At 70.6% G+C, this 18,562-nt stretch carries 16 protein-coding genes; 10 read left to right on the top strand and 6 right to left on the bottom strand.

The annotated features are described in order from the left end of the window. Window positions 1-245: 245 nt before the first annotated feature. The gene (gene treS / locus AB0H21_RS13825; protein WP_358515939.1) at window positions 246-1,946 is read left to right on the top strand and encodes a maltose alpha-D-glucosyltransferase; all 1,701 of its coding nucleotides are present in this window, start codon (window positions 246-248) and stop codon (window positions 1,944-1,946) included. A 62-nt stretch (window positions 1,947-2,008) separates the two neighbouring features. Here the strand turns inward: treS and AB0H21_RS13830 are convergent, their stop codons facing one another. The 3 genes from AB0H21_RS13830 to AB0H21_RS13840 all read right to left on the bottom strand — a co-directional run bounded on the left by AB0H21_RS13830 (window position 2,009) and on the right by AB0H21_RS13840 (window position 5,729). Next, on the bottom strand, window positions 2,009-4,282 hold the full coding sequence (locus AB0H21_RS13830; RefSeq protein ID WP_358515942.1) for an FtsX-like permease family protein: 2,274 nt from the start codon (window positions 4,280-4,282) through the stop codon (window positions 2,009-2,011). A 135-nt stretch (window positions 4,283-4,417) separates the two neighbouring features. Further along, on the bottom strand, window positions 4,418-5,185 hold the full coding sequence (locus tag AB0H21_RS13835; protein WP_358515944.1) for an ABC transporter ATP-binding protein: 768 nt from the start codon (window positions 5,183-5,185) through the stop codon (window positions 4,418-4,420). A 37-nt stretch (window positions 5,186-5,222) separates the two neighbouring features. Further along, window positions 5,223-5,729, bottom strand: a complete 507-nt coding sequence (locus AB0H21_RS13840) for a PadR family transcriptional regulator (RefSeq protein ID WP_358515947.1) — start codon at window positions 5,727-5,729, stop codon at window positions 5,223-5,225. A gap of 130 nt (window positions 5,730-5,859) precedes the next feature. On the opposite strand from AB0H21_RS13840, the gene AB0H21_RS13845 reads away from it, so the two are divergent. The 6 genes from AB0H21_RS13845 (at window position 5,860) to AB0H21_RS13870 (ending at window position 12,153) form a co-directional block, all read left to right on the top strand. After that, window positions 5,860-7,119 (top strand): ABC transporter substrate-binding protein, encoded by a 1,260-nt coding sequence (locus AB0H21_RS13845; RefSeq protein WP_358515950.1) that lies wholly within the window; start codon window positions 5,860-5,862, stop codon window positions 7,117-7,119. A gap of 96 nt (window positions 7,120-7,215) precedes the next feature. Beyond that, complete coding sequence (locus AB0H21_RS13850; RefSeq protein WP_358515953.1) at window positions 7,216-8,547, top strand: ABC transporter substrate-binding protein; 1,332 nt, start codon at window positions 7,216-7,218, stop codon at window positions 8,545-8,547. Window positions 8,548-8,558: 11 nt separating this feature from the next. After that, window positions 8,559-10,049 carry a sugar ABC transporter permease gene (locus AB0H21_RS13855; protein WP_358515956.1) on the top strand — a complete coding sequence of 497 codons (1,491 nt, stop codon included), beginning with the start codon at window positions 8,559-8,561 and terminating at the stop codon, window positions 10,047-10,049. Next, on the top strand, window positions 10,046-10,942 hold the full coding sequence (locus tag AB0H21_RS13860; protein WP_358515959.1) for a carbohydrate ABC transporter permease: 897 nt from the start codon (window positions 10,046-10,048) through the stop codon (window positions 10,940-10,942). The genes AB0H21_RS13855 and AB0H21_RS13860 overlap by 4 nt, the downstream gene beginning before the upstream one ends. 96 nt (window positions 10,943-11,038) lie before the next feature. Beyond that, on the top strand, window positions 11,039-11,434 hold the full coding sequence (locus tag AB0H21_RS13865; protein WP_358515962.1) for a hypothetical protein: 396 nt from the start codon (window positions 11,039-11,041) through the stop codon (window positions 11,432-11,434). A 41-nt stretch (window positions 11,435-11,475) separates the two neighbouring features. After that, a complete protein-coding gene (locus tag AB0H21_RS13870) occupies window positions 11,476-12,153 on the top strand; it encodes a uracil-DNA glycosylase (protein WP_358515965.1) in 678 nt (225 codons plus the stop codon). 136 nt (window positions 12,154-12,289) lie between these two features. Here AB0H21_RS13870 and pgm read toward each other — a convergent pair whose 3' ends face one another. Beyond that, window positions 12,290-13,939: a phosphoglucomutase (alpha-D-glucose-1,6-bisphosphate-dependent) gene (gene pgm, locus AB0H21_RS13875; protein ID WP_358515968.1), complete on the bottom strand. Its 1,650-nt coding sequence runs from the start codon at window positions 13,937-13,939 to the stop codon at window positions 12,290-12,292. 226 nt (window positions 13,940-14,165) lie between these two features. Here pgm and AB0H21_RS13880 point away from each other — a divergent pair, with 226 nt between their 5' ends. After that, a complete protein-coding gene (locus tag AB0H21_RS13880) occupies window positions 14,166-14,930 on the top strand; it encodes an SAM-dependent methyltransferase (protein WP_358515971.1) in 765 nt (254 codons plus the stop codon). Between the two features lie 87 nt (window positions 14,931-15,017). Here AB0H21_RS13880 and AB0H21_RS13885 read toward each other — a convergent pair whose 3' ends face one another. Continuing rightward, the gene (locus tag AB0H21_RS13885) at window positions 15,018-15,341 is read right to left on the bottom strand and encodes an MTH1187 family thiamine-binding protein (RefSeq protein WP_358515974.1); all 324 of its coding nucleotides are present in this window, start codon (window positions 15,339-15,341) and stop codon (window positions 15,018-15,020) included. Beyond that, window positions 15,342-16,640, bottom strand: a complete 1,299-nt coding sequence (locus AB0H21_RS13890) for a deoxyribodipyrimidine photo-lyase (protein WP_358515977.1) — start codon at window positions 16,638-16,640, stop codon at window positions 15,342-15,344. Between the two features lie 151 nt (window positions 16,641-16,791). Between AB0H21_RS13890 and AB0H21_RS13895 the strand changes: the two genes are divergently transcribed. Both AB0H21_RS13895 and AB0H21_RS13900 read left to right on the top strand, forming a co-directional pair. Then, window positions 16,792-17,778: a MerR family transcriptional regulator gene (locus AB0H21_RS13895; RefSeq protein ID WP_358515980.1), complete on the top strand. Its 987-nt coding sequence runs from the start codon at window positions 16,792-16,794 to the stop codon at window positions 17,776-17,778. Between the two features lie 208 nt (window positions 17,779-17,986). Continuing rightward, complete coding sequence (locus AB0H21_RS13900; protein ID WP_358515983.1) at window positions 17,987-18,511, top strand: sigma-70 family RNA polymerase sigma factor; 525 nt, start codon at window positions 17,987-17,989, stop codon at window positions 18,509-18,511. The last annotated feature ends 51 nt before the right edge of the window (window positions 18,512-18,562 follow it).

Consider the following 18,562-nt stretch of genomic DNA (forward strand, 5'->3'; position numbering starts at 1 on the left):
GCCTTTACGTGAGCAAAGCCCGGACTGCGGGCGATTACGCGGTTGGCGTCGGGGAGACGAGCGCTGATCGTCTCCGGATGGCCCTAATGGCCTGCTAGTCTTCCGCGAAACAGCGCTGAAACACGCCGCCGCGCACCGCGCTACCCCTTCGGTGACGGCGTCGGGCGGTAGCCGCAGGGATGACGGCTCCATAGGCGCGTTCCCCTCCGTTTGCATGCCCTACTCTCCCAATGCGAGCGAACCATATGAGCGCTTCACCATGCCCGGAATCATGTCCGGAATCGGTTTCCGAGGACTTCGTCTCGTCCGACCCCCAGTGGTACAAGCGAGCCGTCTTCTACGAGGTACTGGTCCGGGGCTTCCGTGACTCCAACGGCGATGGCACCGGCGACCTGCGCGGTCTGATCGAGAAGCTCGACTACCTGCAGTGGCTGGGCGTCGACTGCTTGTGGCTGCTTCCCCTGTACGAGTCGCCGCTGCGCGACGGCGGGTACGACATCGCCGACTACATGAAGATCCTCCAGGAGTTCGGCAACCTGGCCGACTTCATGGAGCTGATCGAGCAGGCGCACAAGCGGGGCCTGCGCATCATCACCGACCTGGTGATGAACCACACCAGCGACCGGCACCCGTGGTTCCAGGCCTCCCGGCACGACCCCACGGGCCCGTACGGCGACTTCTACGTGTGGTCCGACGACCCGACCCGCTACCCCGACGCGCCGATCATCTTCGTCGGCGCCGAGGAGTCGAACTGGACCTATGACCCGGTGCGCGGGCAGTACTACTGGCACAGGTTCTTCCACCACCAGCCGGACCTCAACTACGAGAACCCGGCCGTGCAGGACGCCATGCTGGAGGTGCTGAGGTTCTGGCTCGACGTCGGCATCGACGGCTTCCGCCTGGACGCGGTGCCGTACCTGTTCGAGCGTGAGGGCACCGACTGCTCCGGGCTGCCCGAGACCCACGCCTACCTGAAGCGCGTCAGGGCCGAGGTCGACCGCCTGTACCCGGACCGGGTGCTGCTCGCCGAGGCGAACGGCTGGCCCGAGGACGTGGTCGCGTACTTCGGCGATCCGACGACGGGCGGGGACGAGTGCCACATGGCGTTCCACTTCCCGCTGATGCCGCGCATCTTCATGGCCGTGCGGCGGGAGTCGCGCGAACCGATCTCCGAGATCATGTCCCGCACGCCGAAGATCCCGGACACGGCGCAGTGGGGCATCTTCCTGCGCAACCACGACGAGCTGACGCTGGAGACGGTCACCGAGGAAGAGCGGGACTACATGCACGCCGAGTACGCCAAGGACCCGCGCATGCGGGCCTACCTCGGCATCCGGCGCAGGCTGGCCCCGCTGCTGGACAACGACCGCGACCAGATCGAGCTGTTCACGGCGCTGCTGCTGTCCATGCCGGGGTCGCCGGTCATGTACTACGGCGACGAGATCGGCATGGGCGACAACATCTGGCTGGAGGACCGTGACTCGGTCCGCACGCCGATGCAGTGGAGCCCGGACCGCAACGCGGGCTTCTCCGGCGGCGACCCCGGCCGTCTGTACCTGCCGGCCATCATGGACCCGATCTACGGCTACCAGGCCGTCAACGTCGAGGCGCAGCAGAAGAACAGCTCGTCGCTGCTGCACTTCACCCGCACGATGCTGGAGGTGCGGCGCGCCCACCCGGTGTTCGGCACCGGCGCGTACACCGAGCTGTGGTCGCCGAACTACGCCGTGCTGGCGTTCGTCCGGGAGGAGGGCGAGGACCGCATGCTGTGCGTCAACAACCTCTCCCGGCACCCGCAGCCGGTGGAGCTGGACCTGCGGCGGTTCGCCGGCCTCACGCCGGTGGAGTGCCGGGGCGACGTGGCCTTCCCGGCGATCGGCGAGCGGCCGTACCTGCTGACCCTGCCGGGCCACGGGTTCTACTGGTTCTCCCTGACCGAGCGCTGAGCCGGTTCTCCTGAGCGAGCGCTGAGCCCGGTCGTACTACGCCCGGAAGATCCCGGTGGCCTCTAGCGGGGGGTCACCGGGACGCGGGCGCGGGCGGCCTTGCGGGCGGGGATCAGCGCGACCAGCAGCGCCGCCCCGACCGCCGTGAGGACCGCGACGAGCAGCGTCGCCGCCCCGGGCGCGCGGCCGATGCCCGCGCCGATGCCGCTGGCCGCGCCCTGCAGGTCGATCAGCCCGGACGAGACCGCCGCCCCGGCCAGCGCCCCCGCGCCGACGCCGAGCACCACGAGCAGCCCGGTGCCGGTGACCAGGGTCGCCATGACCTGGCGCGGCGTGAGGCCCATGGCCTTGAGCACGGCCAGGTCGAGGGCGTGGTCGCGCAGCCCGAGCGCGCTGGCCGTGAGCATGGTCGCGAGGCCCAGCAGCGCCAGCACGACCACCAGCAGGACGATGATCACACGGATGACCGACAGCCGGTCGGCGAGGTTGACGGCCTGCGTGACCTCCAGCCCCTGGGACTGCAGGCGGGCATGGACGACCGCCGGGTCGGCCCCCTGCCGGAGCACCACGCCGAAGAACTGCGGCGGCAGCGCGTCCTTGGGGGCCAGGCTGTCCAGCGCGACCGACAGCACCTCTCCGTCCTGTTCCGGCTCCAGCACCCGTCCGACGATCTGGACGATCAGCGGGGTGCCGCCGATGGTCAGGCGCGTGCGGTCGCCGATGCGCACGTTCAGCAGGTCGAGCAGGCCCTGCCCCGCCACGGCCTCCCCGCGCTCGCGGAACATGCGGCCCTCGACGACCGAGAACGGGTAGGGGTCGGCGACGGTGCCGAGCGCCCGCGTGCGGACCGTGCGCGTCTGCCCGGGGACGACGGTGTCGACCTCCGTGCCGGGGTAGGACGCGACGACGTCGGGGTTGCCGAGCACGAGCCGGTTGGCCGCGTCGGAGGTGAGGTTGCCGGAACGCACGGTCAGCGCGGCGGCCTGGCCGACCTGCTCGGGATGGCTGCGGAACGCGTCCAGCGTGGCCCAGCAGCCCAGGCCGATGGTGATCATCATCATGGGGATCGCCAGGCCGAACGTCGTCAGCAGGGCCGGGAGCCTGCGGGTGAAGGCGTCCCGGGCGCCGAGCACCAGCGCGGGCGGCAGCCGTACGAGCAGGGCGACGCGGGCCATGCGCGACAGGTGGCCGCGCGGGGGCGCGGACGGCGCGGCGGGGATCGGCGGGGTGCGTCCGCCGCTCCAGGCGGGCAGCCAGACGGCCACCAGCACCATCAGGACCGCGCCGAAGGTGATCGCCACCAGCGGAGCCGAGGACAGCGGGACGACGACCGTCTCGGCGAGCGTGTACGCCGTGATCAGCCGGCCGCACAGCACGCCGAGCGCGATGCCCGCGAGCCCCAGCGAGCCGTGCTCGATGACCAGCATGCGGACGACCTGGCGGCGGGTGAAGCCGAGGGACTTCAGCGTCGCGATGTCGCGCTGCTGGGCGAGCACGCGGCCGCCCACGGCGTTGGCGATGGCCAGCGCCGCCGCCACCAGCCCGGCCACGCCGAACAGGGCGAGCATCACGCCGAGGAGCCGGTTGTCGAGTTCCATCGACGCCTGGACCTCGCGCCAGGTGGTCGCCCGCTGCACCTGCCCCGCCAGGGCGGTGATGGTCCGCTGGACGATGAGCGAGGTGGCGTCCGGGTCGGCCAGCCGCAGCCCGGTGACGGCTTCGCTGCGGCCGAGGGCGGGCTCGACCTGCCGGAGGGTGGTCGACAGCGTCCAGGCCAGGCCGGGGGTCCACTCGGGGTAGAAGCCCTGGTCGCCGCTCTCGGCGAGGCCGACGACGGTCAGAGCGTGGTCGGCGCCGTTCAGGCCGATGACGGGGAAGGAGGCGCCGGGGCGCAGGCCCAGGGCCTTGGCGAACGAGCGCTCGACGACGACGCCCGCCGGGACGTCCGGGTCCAGCCAGCCGCCCTCGCGGACGATGGGGCGTCCTACGGCGGGGAGCGCGGCGGGCATCTCCTGGAGCGCCACCGGGGTCTTCTTGCCGTCCTGTACGAGGGTGGCGGGGGCGCTGCGGTACGGGCCCGCGACGTCGGTCACGCCGTCCAGGGCCTTCAGCGTCGCGGGGTTGGGGGCGTCCTTGGTGTGGATCCAGACGTGGGCGCCGTTGCCCCGGGTGAACAGCCCGCGCCAGGGGTTGGTGCCGTCCTCCAGCAGAGTGGCGGCGGTGATCAGCGCCCCGACGATGCCCGCGACCGCCAGGACGGTCAGCACCGCCTGGCCGCGCCGCGCCAGCAGATCGGCCTTGATCCAGCGTCTCTCCGCCGTGTTAATGGCGCTCACCCTGCCTATTGCGCTCTCTCCGTTCGCGCGGTGTGAGGGCGCCCTTGAGCCGGCGCTCTTCCGTCGTCACTCGGAAGGGCTCGTTCCTCACCCTTCCTCCCTCCTCCTCCAGAGCACCGGCGCGCCCTCACACACTCATCCGCGTAGTTCCACGACGTCGCCGGCGCCGGGTTTGGTGCGGCGGCGGGGCGCGGCGATGGCGCCGTCGTCGACGATCATGCCGTCCAGGAGGGTGACCACGCGGTCGGCGAGGCCGGCGACGCGGGCGTCGTGGGTGACCATGACGATCGTCTGGCCCTGCCGGTGAACCTGGCCGAGCAGGCGGAGCACGTCCTTGGTGTTGCGGCTGTCGAGGTTGCCCGTGGGCTCGTCCGCGAGCAGGACCTGGGGCTGGTTGGCGAGCGCGCGGGCCAGCGCCACCCGCTGCTGCTCGCCGCCGGAGAGTTGGGCCGGGGAGGCGTCGGCCTTGTCGACGAGGCCGAGCTCGCCCAGGAGGTACTCGCGGCGCTCGCGGGCGTGCCGGGGGGACGAGCCGCCGAGCAGGGCGGGCAGTTCGACGTTGTCGGCGACCGTCATGTTGGCGACCAGGTTGAAGAACTGGAAGACGAAGCCGATCTTCTGGCGGCGCAGGATGGCCCAGCCGCTCTCGTTGAGGGTGTCGGCCCGCTTGCCGTCCACCCAGATCTCACCGCTGGTGCGGCTGTCGAGCCCGCCGAGCATGTGGACGAGCGTGGACTTGCCGGACCCGGACGGCCCCATGATGGCGACGAACTCGCCCCGGTCCACCCGCAGGTCGACGCCGCGCACGGCGTGCACCGGCAGCCCTCCGGTCTGGTAGACCTTCACCAGGTTGACGGCCTGGACGGCAGCGCTCGTCGTGCCGGGCTCATTGGCGGGGCTCACGGGGCTCGATCACCACTTTTCATACTTTTCTACCGCATCAGGCCAGCTCTTCCTGGCAGCGTTCCAGCCAGTCGAGGTCGGCCTGGAGGTGGAGCATGGCGCCTTCGATCAGCAGATGCGCCGCGCGGTTGTCCTGGTCGGTCTGCTCGGCGACTTCTACCAGATCGCGCATGATAGCGAGGTAATGACGGCGCTGCCTGTTGATCAGCGCCATACGGTCGGCGATGCCCGTCATGGGGGCGAGGACGAGCTTCATGAAGAACTCGTCCCTGACCCGCGGGCCCTCTGACGGCGACTCGGCCCACTCGTCGAGGGCCTCGCGTCCGGCGGCCGTGCAGTAGTAGACCTTCTTGTTCGGGCGGTTCGACTGCTCGACGTCGACGCCGCGCACCAGGCCGTCCTTCTCCAAGCGGCCGAGCGTGACGTAGATCTGCCCGATGTTGGGCGAGGGATAGGCGCTGCCGAATATCTGCTCGAGCGCCTGTTTCAGTTCGTACCCGTGGGCAGGTTCCTTCGCCAGGAGCGCCAGCAGCGAGAGCCGCACGCCCCACCTCCTCGGGCTTCACGTTACCTGAGCGTTACGCGGTTATCCGTTGACGGTCACCTTACCGCTATGCATAACATGCATGCATCTACATAACACGCATGTAACCCAAACAAAATCCGGAGGACACGTGCGGCCCCTCGCCCCCCTGCTGCTGGCGGCACTGCTGCTCGGCGGCTGCGCGGGCCTCGGGGAGCGCGAGGGAGGCCAGGCCGGAAGCGCGGACGGCACGGGCCCCATGACCTTCGCCACCGGGCGGGACACCACCGCCTACCTGCAACCCCTGATCGACAAGTGGAACCGCGCCCACCCCAAGGAACCGGTCACGCTGCTGGAGCTCCCGGAGGCCGCCGACGAGCAGCGCGCGCAGATGGTGGCCAACCTGCAGGCCAGGAGCGACCGCTACGACGTGCTCGGCCTGGACGTCGTCTTGACCGCGGAGTTCGCCGACGCCGGCTGGATCGTCCCGCTCGACGGCGGCCTGTTCAAGCTGGACCGGTTCCTCCCCCCGGTCGTCGACACGGCCACGTACAACGGCAAGCTCTACGCGGTGCCCTACACCAGCAACGCGGGGCTGCTCTACTACCGCAAGGACATCCTGGACCGCGAGCACCTCAAGCCGCCCAAGACCTGGGCCGAGCTCCGCGACCAGGCCACGCGCCTCGGCAAGAAGTACAAGCTCGACGGCTACGCCGGCCAGTTCCTGCCGTACGAGGGCCTGACCGTCAACTTCGCCGAGGCCGTGCAGTCGGCGGGCGGCCAGATCCTCAGCCCGGACGGCACCAGGGTGACCATGGACCTCGGCACGGCCACGACCGGGCTGAACTTCCTGGTGAACGGCCTGCGCGAGGGGTGGATCCCTCAGGAGGCCCTGACCTACAAGGAAGAGGAGTCCCGCCTGGCGTTCCAGGAGGGCAAGCTGCTGTTCGCCCGCAACTGGCCGCACGCCTACGGCCCGGCCACGCGGTCCGCCCTCGCGGGGAAGTTCGCGGTCACGCGGCTGCCCGGCCTGCACGGGCCCGGGTCCAGCTCGCTCGGCGGCAACAACCTCGCCATCAGCGCGTACTCCAAGCACCAGAAGTCGGCGCTGGAGTTCATCCGCTACTTCACGGGGCTGGAGAACGAGCGCAGCGTGCTCACCGACGGCTCCTTCCCCCCGGTGTGGTCGGAGTTGTACGACGACCCCGCCCTGATCAAGCGTTATCCATATCTGCCCGTGCTCAAAGAGAGCATCATGTCAGCGCGGCCGAGACCGGCCAGCTCCAACTACGACCAGGTCAGCCTGGCGATGTCGAGTGCCGTCTCCGACGCGCTCGACTTCAGGAAACCGAGCGACGAGACCGTCGCCGCCCTGAAGCAGGAACTCGGCGAGATCATTCGCACCCCATAGGCGGGGGCGATCCCCCCGCTCTCATCCCGCATCCCTTTTCATCCCTTCTCGATATTCCATTCGCACATTTCGGGGGCTTCACCAGGAGGTAGCACCATGCGTGTCAAGACGACTGCGGTGGTGGCCGGGCTGATGCTCGCGGCCGCCGCGTGTAGCGGCCAGTCGAACGACACCGGTTCGTCGCCGTCGGCCTCCGCCGGAGGTAGCAGCGCGCCAGCGGCGAAACCGCTCGAGGGCACCACCCTCGAGGTCGCCGCCAAGTGGACGGGCGACGAGCAGAAGAACTTCCAGAAGGTGCTCGACGCCTTCCAGGAGAAGACCGGCGCCAAGGTCACCTACGCCTCGACCGGCGAGGACACCGGCGCGTATCTCGGCCCGCGCATCCAGGGCGGCAACCCGCCGGACGTCGCGATCCTGCCGCAGCCGGGCCTCGTCCAGCAGTACGCGGAGCAGAACGCGCTCAAGCCGCTGTCCACCGAGGTCCAGGCGCAGATCGACCAGAACTACACCCCGTACTGGAAGGAGCTCGGCTCGGCGGGCGGCCAGGTGTACGGCGTGCTCGTGAAGGCGGCGCACAAGTCGCTGATCTGGTACCGGCAGCCCGCGTTCGACGACGCCGGCGCCCAGCCCGCAACAACGTGGGACGACCTGATCGGCAAAACGGCCCAGTCGCTCGCCGACTCCGGGACGGCCCCGTTCGCCCTCTGCGCCGCCTCCGGCTGGACGCTGACGGACCTGTTCGAGAACGTCTACCTGTCGAGCGCGGGCCCGGAGAACTACGACAAGCTCTCCAAGCACGAGATCCCGTGGACCGACCCGTCGGTGACCACGGCCCTGGAGAAGCTGGCCCAGATCTTCTCCAAGAAGGACTTCATGGTCGGCGGCTCCTCAGGCGCCCTGCAGACCGACTTCCCGACGTGCGTCACCCAGGTGTACGGCGAGAAGAAGGCCGCCATGGTGATCGAGGCCGACTTCGTCGCCGTCTCGGCCGTCCAGTCCGGCGCCAAGGTCGGCGAGGACGCCAAGATCATGCCGTTCCCCCCGGCCGGTGACACCCCGCCGGTCGTGCTCGGCGGCGACGTCGCGGTCGCGATGAAGGACTCCAAGGGCGCGATGGCGCTGCTGGAGTACCTGGCCTCCGCCGAGGGCGGCACGGTCTGGGCCAAGAGCCCCGGCTACCTCTCCCCCAACCGCAACGTCTCGCCCGACAACTACCCGGACGCCCTGACCAAGCAGCTCGCGCAGACGATCATCTCCGCGGGTGAGGCCGTCCGGTACGACATGTCGGACCTGGCGCCGAGCGCCTTCGGCGGCACCGACGGCAAGGGCGAGTGGAAGCACCTCCAGGACTTCCTGCGCAACCCCCAGGACGTCAAGGGCATCCAGGAGAAGCTCGAGGCCGACGCCGCGAAGGCCTGGAAGAAGTAGGGACGGCGGCCGTGACCGAACGGTTGGACGGCCCGCAGACCCCGCGCGGCGACGGCGACGTCGCCCGCGGGGCCTCCCCCGGACCAGACGAGACCCCCCAGAACCCCCAGACCGGCACGGCGACCCATCCGGCCCTGGGCGACGTCACCACCGGCGACACCGCGCTTCCCGCCCTCGCGACCGGCCCGGCCGCTCGCAAGGCCGGGTACTCCGGGTCGGGCGACCTCGGCCCCTCCCCCAAGGTGGCCCTCTTCTTCCTGCTCCCGGCGTTCGTCCTGCTCGGCGCCTGGGTGGTCTACCCGATCATCTACTCGCTCCTCCGCAGCCTGTACGACGCGGGCGGCGGCACGTTCGTCGGCGTCGACAACTACGCGGCCATCTTCAGCGACTCCGCCACGCTCACGACGATCAGGAACAACCTCATCTGGGTCGTCGTGGCGCCGAGCCTGGTCACCGTGCTCGGCCTGCTGTTCGCGGTGCTCACCGAGCGCGTCCGCTGGGCGACCGCCTTCAAGCTGGTCGTCTTCATGCCCATGGCCGTCTCGCTGCTGGCCTCGGGCGTCATCTTCCGGCTCGTCTACGAGCAGGACCCGGACCGCGGCGTAGCCAACGCCATCATCACCTCGGTGCACGACGTGTTCGCGTCCAGCAGCGGCTACCCGGGCGCGCGGCCCCGCGAGAACGACCAGGCGCCCGCCGTCGTGGACAAGGGCGCGGTCGTCACCAAGCAGGCCGCCCAGGCCGGGAGCCAGGTGCTGATCCCGCTGGTCGGCCTGAAGACCGAGGCGCTGCCCTCGGGCGCCGCCGCGGCCAAGGAGGCGCAGGCGGCCGGAGAGCTGTCGGGCACGGTGTGGCTCGACTTCACCCCGGGCGGCGGCACGGTCAACGAGATCGACGGTACCGAGAAGGGCATGCCGGACATCACCGTCGAGGCCGTCGCCGGAGGCGCGGTCAAGGCGACCACGACGACGGCGGCCGACGGAACCTTCCACTTCAGCGGGCTGCCCGCCGGGTCGTACCAGGTGCGGTTGCCACAGGAGAACTTCGCCCAGCCGTTCTCCGGCGCCACCTGGCTCGGGCCCACGCTGATCACGCCGGCCATCATCGGCGCGTTCATCTGGGTGTGGGCGGGCTTCGCGATGGTGCTGATCGCGGCCGGGCTGTCGGCGATCCCGCGCGACGCCCTGGAGGCGGCGCGCATCGACGGCGCGACCGAGTGGCAGGTGTTCCGCCGCATCACGATCCCGCTGCTGTCGCCGGTGCTGCTGGTCGTCCTCGTCACGATGATCATCAACACGCTCAAGGTCTTCGACCTCGTCTTCATCATCGCGCCCGGATCCGTGCAGCCGCAGGCCAACGTGATCGCGCTGGAGATGTGGCGCGTCTCGTTCGGCGGCGGCGGCAACCAGGGGCTGGGCAGCGCGCTCGCGATCTTCCTGCTCGTGCTCGTGCTGCCGTTCATGGCCATCAACATCCGGCGGTTCCGGAGGGAGCAGGCATGACGACGATCACCGCGCCCCGCACGAGCCCCGGCGCGGGCACGCTCCGCCGCGGAGTCCTGTCACGGGTGGCCGACCGGGTCGGGGGCGGGCTGGTCCAGGTCGTCCTGATCGTGCTGGGCCTGTTCTGGCTGGTCCCCACGCTCGGGCTGCTCGTCGTCTCGCTGCGCGACGACGCCGACAACAACTCCAGCGGATGGTGGACGTTCTTCACCAAGCCCGCGCAGCTCACGTTCGAGAACTACAGCAACCTGCTGGCGAGCGGGTTCACCTCGTCGTTCTGGAACACCGTGGCGATCACGGTGCCCTCGACGATCCTGGTCATCGGCTTCGCGGCCATGGCGGGGTACGCCTTCGCCTGGATCGAGTTCCCCGGACGCGACGCGCTGTTCCTGGTGGTCATCGCGCTGCTGGTGGTGCCCGTCCAGATCGCGCTGATCCCGATCGCCAAGATGTACGGGGCGTTCGGAATCTTCGGCTCGATCCCCGGGGTGGTGCTGTTCCACACGGCCTTCGGGCTGCCGTTCGCCATCTTCCTGTTGCGCAACTTCTTCGTCGGCATCCCCAAGGAGCTGCTGGAGGCCGCGCGCATGGACGGCGCGGCGGAGTGGAAGATCTTCGCTACCGTGGTGTTCCCCCTGGCCAAGCCCGCGGTCGCCTCGCTCGGCATCTTCCAGTTCCTGTGGGTGTGGAACGACCTGCTCATCGCGCTGGTGTTCGCCGACACCGGCTCGCAGCCGATGACCAAGGCGTTGCAGTCACAGATGCGGCAGTTCGGCACCAACGTGGACATCCTCGCGCCGGGAGCCTTCCTGTCGCTGATCATCCCGCTGGTGCTCTTCTTCTCCTTCCAGCGCTACTTCGTCCAGGGCCTGCTCGCGGGCTCGGTCAAGTAGTCCGCACGGGTGCCCGTCTCGCGGGGGCAGACGGGCACCCGGCATTCACGCCCGAGGAGTGCATTGACCACTCCCTGTGACTGTATGATTACGCGCATGGTCGATGAATTTCCTCCCCCCACCGTGACCGTCCCGGCTTACGAACTGAGTGACCTCCGCTCCCTCATGGCGAAGTGGGCGCAGAAGACGCACCAAAACTCGGTGATCGTCACAGAGCACAGCGATCTCATTCGCTGCATCTACAACCGGCTCGAACACTTCGGTTCGGCGCAGGATGACCTGATCACCGAGGTACACGACCTCCGCAAGCGCATGATCGGCGTCGAGGCAGGTGTCACCGACCTACGGTCGCAGGTAGCCGACCTCCGAACCGAGGTCGGCGAGATCAAGAGCACGATGGCCACCAGAGCCGAACTCGACGAGGTCAAGGCCGACCTGGCCGGGGTGGACGGCAAGATGGATTTGCTGCTCGCGCACTTCCAGCTCAACTGAGTTCGCGTCCGGTTGTCGGTCGTCACGGCTAGGATCCCGGCATGACCGGACGTCCATTAAACGAAGTCGTCGAATCCGGGTGGGCAACCGCCCTGGAGCCCGTCGCCGAGCGCATCTCCGCGCTCGGCGACTTCCTCAGGCAGGAGATCGCCGAGGGCAGGCAATATCTTCCCGCGGGCGCGAACGTCCTGCGGGCTTTCCAGCAGCCGTTCGACCAGGTGCGCGTGCTCATCGTCGGGCAGGACCCCTACCCCACTCCCGGTCACGCCGTCGGCCTGAGCTTCTCCGTCGCGCCGGACGTCCGTCCGCTGCCGGGCAGCCTGGTGAACATCTACAAGGAGTACACCGCCGACCTCGGCTACCCGCAGCCCTCCAACGGCGACCTGACCCCATGGACGGAACAGGGCGTGCTGCTGCTCAACAGGGCGCTCACCGTCGCGCCGGGCAAGCCGGCCTCACACCGCGGCAAGGGGTGGGAGGAGGTCACCGAGCAGGCGATCCACGCGCTGGCCGCCCGGGGCGGCCCGCTGGTCGCCATCTTGTGGGGCCGCGACGCCCGCTCACTCAAGCCGATGCTCGGCCAGGTGCCCGCCGTCGAGTCGGCCCACCCGAGCCCGCTGTCGGCGCGCAGCGGTTTCTTCGGCAGCCGCCCGTTCAGCCGGGCCAACGAGCTGCTCGAGAAGCAGGGCGCGGCCCCGGTCGAGTGGAAGCTTCCCTGACGCGAGCGAACCCGGCCGCGCGCCCGCGCCGCTGAGACCCGTACCGCGCCAGACCGGCCACACCGACGCGCCCGCCGGAACGGGCGGGCGCGTCACCACGGGCGGGTCACCCACCCGCCCGCGCGGGCATCGAAGGCTACGCGCCGGCCCGCTCCAGCACCGAGCCGACCAGTGTGCGGGCCTCGTCCTGGACCTGGGCGAGGTGGTCCGGCCCCTTGAACGACTCGGCGTAGATCTTGTAGACGTCCTCGGTGCCGGACGGGCGGGCGGCGAACCAGGCGCTCTCGGTCGAGACCTTGAGCCCGCCGAGCGGGGCGCCGTTGCCGGGCGCGGTGGTCTGCACGTTCGTGATGGGCTCCCCGGCCAGCGACCCGGCAGGCACGTCCTCGGCGGACAGCCGCGCCAGCGCCGTCTTCTGCTCCCGGGTCGCGGGCGCGTCGACGCGGGCGTACGCGGGGTCGCCGAACCGGGAGACGAGCCCGGCGTAGTGCTCGCTGGGCGACCTGCCGGTCACCGCGACGATCTCCGAGGCCAGCAGGGCGAGGATGATGCCGTCCTTGTCGGTGGTCCAGATCGAGCCGTCCCGCCGCAGGAAGGACGCGCCGGCGCTCTCCTCGCCGCCGAAGCCGAGGCTGCCGTCGAGCAGGCCGCCGACGAACCACTTGAACCCGACCGGCACCTCGTACAACTCGCGGCCGAGGTCGGCGGCCACGCGGTCGATCATGCTGCTGCTGACCATGGTCTTGCCGACGCGGGCGGCGCCCGGCCAGCCGGACCGGTGGTTCCAGAGGTAGGAGATGGCGACGGCGAGGTAGTGGTTGGGGTTCATCAACCCGCCGTCCGGGGTGACGATGCCGTGGCGGTCGGCGTCGGCGTCATTGCCCGTCGAGATCTGGTAGGCCGACCGGTTCGCGATGAGGGACGCCATCGCGTACGGCGACGAGCAGTCCATGCGGATCTTGCCGTCCCAGTCGAGCGTCATGAACCGCCAAGTGGGGTCGACCTCGGGGTTCACGACGGTGAGGTCGAGCCGGTGCCGCTCGGCGATCTCGCCCCAGTAGGCGACGCTGGCCCCGCCCAGCGGGTCGGCGCCGATGCGCACGGACGCGCCGCGGATGGCGTCCACGTCGATCACCGCGGGCAGGTCGTCGACGTAGGAGCCGAGGAAGTCGTACCGCCCGGTGGTCTCGGCGGTCAGCGCCCGCGCGTACGGAACGCGCCGGATCTCCTTCAGGCCCCCGGCGATCAGCGTGTTCGCGCGGTCCTGGATCCAGGAGGTGGCGTCGGTGTCGGCGGGGCCGCCGTTCGGCGGGTTGTACTTGTAGCCGCCGTCGGCCGGCGGGTTGTGCGACGGCGTCACGACCACGCCGTCGGCCAGGCCCGAGGAGCGCCCCCGGTTGTAGGTGAGGATCGCGTGGGACACCGCGGGCGTGGGGGTGTAGCCGTCCCGCGAGTCGATCAGCACGGTGACGCCGTTCGCGGCGAAGACCTCCAGCGCGGTCGCCCGGGCGGGCTCGGACAGCGCGTGGGTGTCGATGCCGAGGAACAGCGGCCCGTCCACGCCCTGCCGCGCGCGGTACTCGCAGATGGCCTGGCTGGTGGCCGCGATGTGGTCCTCGTTGAACGCCGTCCTGAGCGAGGACCCGCGGTGGCCGGAGGTGCCGAAGGTCACCCGCTCCTCTTGCCGGCCGGGATCGGGGTGCAGGGCGTAGTAAGCCGTCACGAGACGGGGCACATCGACCAGGTCAGACGCCTGCGCCGGTTTGCCGGCGCGCTCGTGCACCATGAGAACTCCCTCGTCCCGCGCTCGTTTTCCGCTGCGATGGCATACCCTCGGCCGGTCCGGTTAATACGGATATCGGACCGCAGGCCAGATGGTACTCAGGCGCCCAGGCCGCCCCGAAGCCGCACCTAACGCACGCCGAAAATTCGGATTGATCCGTTTGCCGCTCGTCCTAATTCGTAAGGATTCCTTCCGGTACGATCAGCGCAAAGGCGAGGAGGAGATGCGCGTGACGACCGCCCTGGACGCCTTCGACGTCCGAACGCCGAACTCGGCCCGTGTCTACGACTACATGCTCGGCGGCAAGGACAACTTCGCCGCGGACCGCGAGGCGGCCGAGCAGATCTTCCGCGTGTTCCCCGAGACCCGCGAGGCCGTCCAGCGCAACCGTGAGTTCCTCGGCAACGCCGTCCGGCGCCTGGCGGAGTACGGAATCCGCCAGTTCGTGGACATCGGAGCCGGGCTGCCTACCCTGGACAACGTGCACGAGGTCGCCCGCGCCGCCGCACCCGGCACGCGGACGGTGTACGTCGACAACGACCCGCTCGTGTGCGTGCACGGCCGCGCGCTGCTCGCCAACACCCCCACCGTCGCCATGGTCGACGGGGACGTCCGCAAGCCCGAGGACATCCGCGACAAGGTCTCCCAGACCGGGCTGGTCGACTGGAACCGGCCGGTCGGGCTGCTCATGGTCGCGACGCTGCAGCTCGTCGAGGACCCGTACGAGCACGTGGCCATGCTGCGGGACCTTCTCGCGCCCGGCAGCTACCTCGTGATCAGCCACCTCAGCAAGATCCGGGAACACGCCGACGACACCGGACGGCTCCAGGACATCTGGGCCCAGGGCGGCGTCCCCATGTTCCCGCGCGGCCCCGAGGAGATCGACCGCTTCATCGGCGACTTCGAGCGCGTCGACCTCGACCGCTTCATCCCATCCCACATCGCCTGCCGCTTCGTCCACATCGGCTGGGCCGCCGTCGCCCTCAAACACTGACCGGCCCGCCCTCCACCAAGAGAACGGACCGGTCGCTGGTGAGAGCCGACGCGGGGTGCGATCCTGACGTCCGGTGGATGAACGGATTTACCCCGACACCGCCGTCGCCCCGTCGCCGGTGTCGGCGAGGTAGTGTTCCAGGGCCTCGACCTTGGAGGTCATCGCGTCGGTGACGCCCTGGCGGATGTCGGCCTTGAGGACGAGGCTCACGCGGGGGGCGACCTCGGCGACGGCCTCGACGGCGCGCTTCACCACGTCCATCACCTCGTCCCACTCGCCCTCGACGGTGGTGAACATGGCGTCGGTGCGGTTCGGCAGGCCGCTGTCGCGGACCACGCGCACGGCGCGGGCGACGGGCTCGGCCACGCCCTCGCCGACGCCGAGCGGGGTCACGGAGAATGCGATGATCATCTATCCATTGTCGGGGGTCGTCAGCGGCGCCGGGTACCCGGGGGCCCGCGGTGCGGCCTTCCAGGGCTCGTGGATCAGTGAAGCGGGCAGGGATGCCAGTTCGGGGACGTACCGGCGCACGTACGCGCCGTCCGGGTCGAACCTCATCGCCTGGCGCAGGGGGTCGAGCACGCGGTTCGGCCGGGTGTCGTTGCCCGTGCCCGCGACCCACTGCCAGTTGCCCCAGTTGCTGGGGATGTCCGCGTCCAGCAGCAACTCGGCGAAATGCTCGCCGCCCACCCGCCAGTGGATCTTCAGCCGCCTGGTGAGGTAGGAGCCGACGATCATCCGGGCGCGGTTGTGCATCCAGCCCTCGGCCTGGAGCTGGCGCATCCCTGCGTCCACGATGGGCACCCCGGTCATGCCCGCGCGCCACGCGTCGGCGGCGTGCGCGTCCTCGTTCCAGTCGACCTCGCGCGGCCGGTAGTCGCGGCGCGGCAGGTCGGGAAAGGCGAGGGCCACCTGGTAGAAGAAGTCGCGCCAGCAGAGCCGCCGCACGAACTCCTCCGCCCCGGGGTAGCCGGCCGCACGCGCGGCGACCTCGGCGGGCGACACGCAGCCGAACCGCAGGTAGGGGCTCAGCATCGAGGTCTGGTCCTCGGCCGGCTCGTCGCGCCCGTCGGCGTAGTCGGCCAGGCAGAGCTCCAGCCACAGGTCCAGGTGCCGGCGTGCCAGGGTCTCGCCGCCGCACAGGTGCCCGTACGGGGTGCGCGGCCGGGCCGGGAGCTCGCCGGGCTCGACGCCGGGCGGCAGCGTCACCATCCGCGGCGGGCCGATCACGGGCCGGTGGGCCGTCTTCGACCAGGCCCGCCAGTACGGCGTGAACACCCGGTAGTGGTCACCTCCGGCGGGCCGCAGCCGGTCGGGGGGCACGATGGTGACGCCGGGAAAGAGCCGGAACTGGAGCCGCCGCTCGGCGCACGCGCGGGACAGCCGTTCCTGGCGCCGCCGCGCGTAAGCGCTGACGTCGGCCGAAGTCCAGATGGCCGGCGCACCCACATCGCCGGCCAACTGGACGGCCTCGGCCACCGGATCGCCCCGTCGCAGGACGAGGTCGCCTCCGAGGTCTCGCAGAGAGGACCGCAGGTCGCTCAGCGCCTCGGCCAGGAAGCCCTGGCGGTGGCGTGCCCGGATCGCCGGATCGACCACGAACAGGGGCACGACATGGCGCGCACGCGCGCACGCCTCGGCGAGGGCCGGGTGGTCGCAGGTCCGCAGGTCCCGGTTGAACAGGACGATCACCGTCTCCAGGCTGTCCACGATGAAGTATTCGTACGGCCACCCCGGGGCGGTTGCGTCCGGCCGAGGTCGATTCCCCGAAGTATCGGATGAAGGTCCGGCCGGTGGCCGGCACCTGGCAGGCTGGTGAGGCGAAGATCCGCGATCGGGCGGACGAGGTCGGAGTGCGCGTGTGGTGAACGACGAGCCGCAGGAGGACGGGCCGAGCTACGGCATCGGAGCCGTGGCCCGGCGCCTCGGCGTGCCCGCGCCCACCTTGCGCACCTGGAACCTGCGCTACGGCATCGGGCCGAGCCGGCGCAGCGCGGGCGGTCACCGGCGCTACGACGCGGCCGACCTGCTGCGACTCGAGGAGATGACCCGGCTGATCAAGGTGGGCCTGCCGCCGGCCGAGGCCGCCCACGCGGCCCTGAGCGTGCGGGCGACGCTCCTGGCGCCTCCGCCGGCCCGCGGGCAGGAGACCCCCGCCACGCCGGACACCGGGGCGGGCCCGGTCGCACCGGGCGCGACGGCCGTGCCGGGTGCCGGGGTCATGCCTGGTGCCGCCATGGTGCCGAGCGCGGCGGTGCTGACCCGGGCGGCGTTCCACCTCGATGCCGACGCGGTGGCCGAAGGCCTGGAGGCGGCGATCGGCGCGCACGGCGCGGCCTGGATGTGGGAGCGGCTGGCGCTGCCGGTCTTCGGTGCGATCATCCGGCGGCAGGAGGCCACGGGTGGAGGCGTCGAGATCGAGCATCTGTTCTCCGAGCGGCTGCTGAGCGCGCTGAGCCGGCGCGTCGGAAGGCCTCCGCGTCCGGGGCATCCCCGCATCGTCCTGCTGGCCTGCGCGCAGGACGAGCAGCACAGCCTGCCGGTGTACGCGCTGGCCGCCACGCTGACCACGTCGCTGGGCCTGGAGACCCGGGTCCTCGGCCCCCGCACGCCGTACGCCGCCCTGGCCGACGCCATGCGCCGCCTCGGCCCCGTCGCGGTGTTCGTCTGGTCGCAGATCTCGGAAACGGGCGACCCCGCGCCGCTGGCCGCGCTCCCCGGCCTGCGCCCGGCGAGCCGGACGCTCGCGGGCGGCCCCGGCTGGCACGCCGAACGGATTCCCGCCTCCGTCACGCACGTGTCGTCCCTGTACGACGCCGTGACCGAGGTCCGCGCGTCCCTCGGCTGATCCGACCGGCCTCGGCAGACCGCCGACGGCCTACCTCCGGCTGACTTGCGGCGGCTTCCCTTCCGACGGGGACGGCGTGGGTGCTCGTCGTGGTGACTCTTGGTGAAGTCTTGACTCCGGTTTGGCCACTTCGGCTTGTGTCGTGTACGCACGCCGGTCTATGAATAGGTTTTGAATAAGTTTTCGCTCACCCCCCGAGGAGGGTCCCATGGCCCGCACGCTCGGCTCGCGGCTGGCGAGCGGTGACGACGACGCCCTCGAGGAGTGCTTCAGATCCCACTCCTCGCTGGTCACCGGCTATCTGCGCAGGCTCGTGCCCGCGCAGGACGTGGAGGATCTGCGGCAGGTGGTCTTCTCGGAGGTGTGGCGCTCGCGGCACCGCTACGACCCGGAGCGCAGCCTGGAGGCGTGGATTCTCGGCATCACGCGCAAGCGCGCCATCGACCACCTGCGGGTACGCACGCTCACGACCGTCCCCCTGGACAGCGTGGGGGAGGCCGTCGGCGGCGACGGCCGCGACACGGCGGACGCGCTCGGACGACGCGACCAGGTCCAGCGGGCGCTCGCGGTGCTGCCCGGGCCGCAGCGCGAGGCCATCGAACTGGCGTACTACGGCGATCTCACGCAGCGGGAGATCGCCGAGCGGCTGGACATCCCCCTGGGCACGGTGAAGGCGCGCACGGCGCGCGGCCTCCACCGCCTGTCCACGGTGCTGTCGGCGCTCGCCGCCTGAGCGAGCGCACATCTCCAGCAGGCCCGACGTCAGACCGCTCGGGAGGCCCTC

Origin of the sequence: Sphaerisporangium sp. NPDC051011, from assembly GCF_040653595.1 — a bacterium.
In the GTDB taxonomy this organism is placed as follows: Bacteria; Actinomycetota; Actinomycetes; order Streptosporangiales; family Streptosporangiaceae; genus Sphaerisporangium.

Excerpts from the sequence above, each read along its gene's own strand:
- AB0H21_RS13860 (WP_358515959.1), top strand. The coding sequence starts at position 10,046 with ATGACGACGATCACCGCGCCCCGCACGAGCCCCGGCGCGGGCACGCTC.
- pgm (WP_358515968.1), bottom strand. The coding sequence starts at position 13,939 with ATGGTGCACGAGCGCGCCGGCAAACCGGCGCAGGCGTCTGACCTGGTC.
- AB0H21_RS13870 (WP_358515965.1), top strand. The coding sequence starts at position 11,476 with ATGACCGGACGTCCATTAAACGAAGTCGTCGAATCCGGGTGGGCAACC.
- treS (WP_358515939.1), top strand. The coding sequence starts at position 246 with ATGAGCGCTTCACCATGCCCGGAATCATGTCCGGAATCGGTTTCCGAG.
- AB0H21_RS13900 (WP_358515983.1), top strand. The coding sequence starts at position 17,987 with ATGGCCCGCACGCTCGGCTCGCGGCTGGCGAGCGGTGACGACGACGCC.
- AB0H21_RS13885 (WP_358515974.1), bottom strand. The coding sequence starts at position 15,341 with ATGATCATCGCATTCTCCGTGACCCCGCTCGGCGTCGGCGAGGGCGTG.
- AB0H21_RS13850 (WP_358515953.1), top strand. The coding sequence starts at position 7,216 with ATGCGTGTCAAGACGACTGCGGTGGTGGCCGGGCTGATGCTCGCGGCC.
- AB0H21_RS13865 (WP_358515962.1), top strand. The coding sequence starts at position 11,039 with ATGGTCGATGAATTTCCTCCCCCCACCGTGACCGTCCCGGCTTACGAA.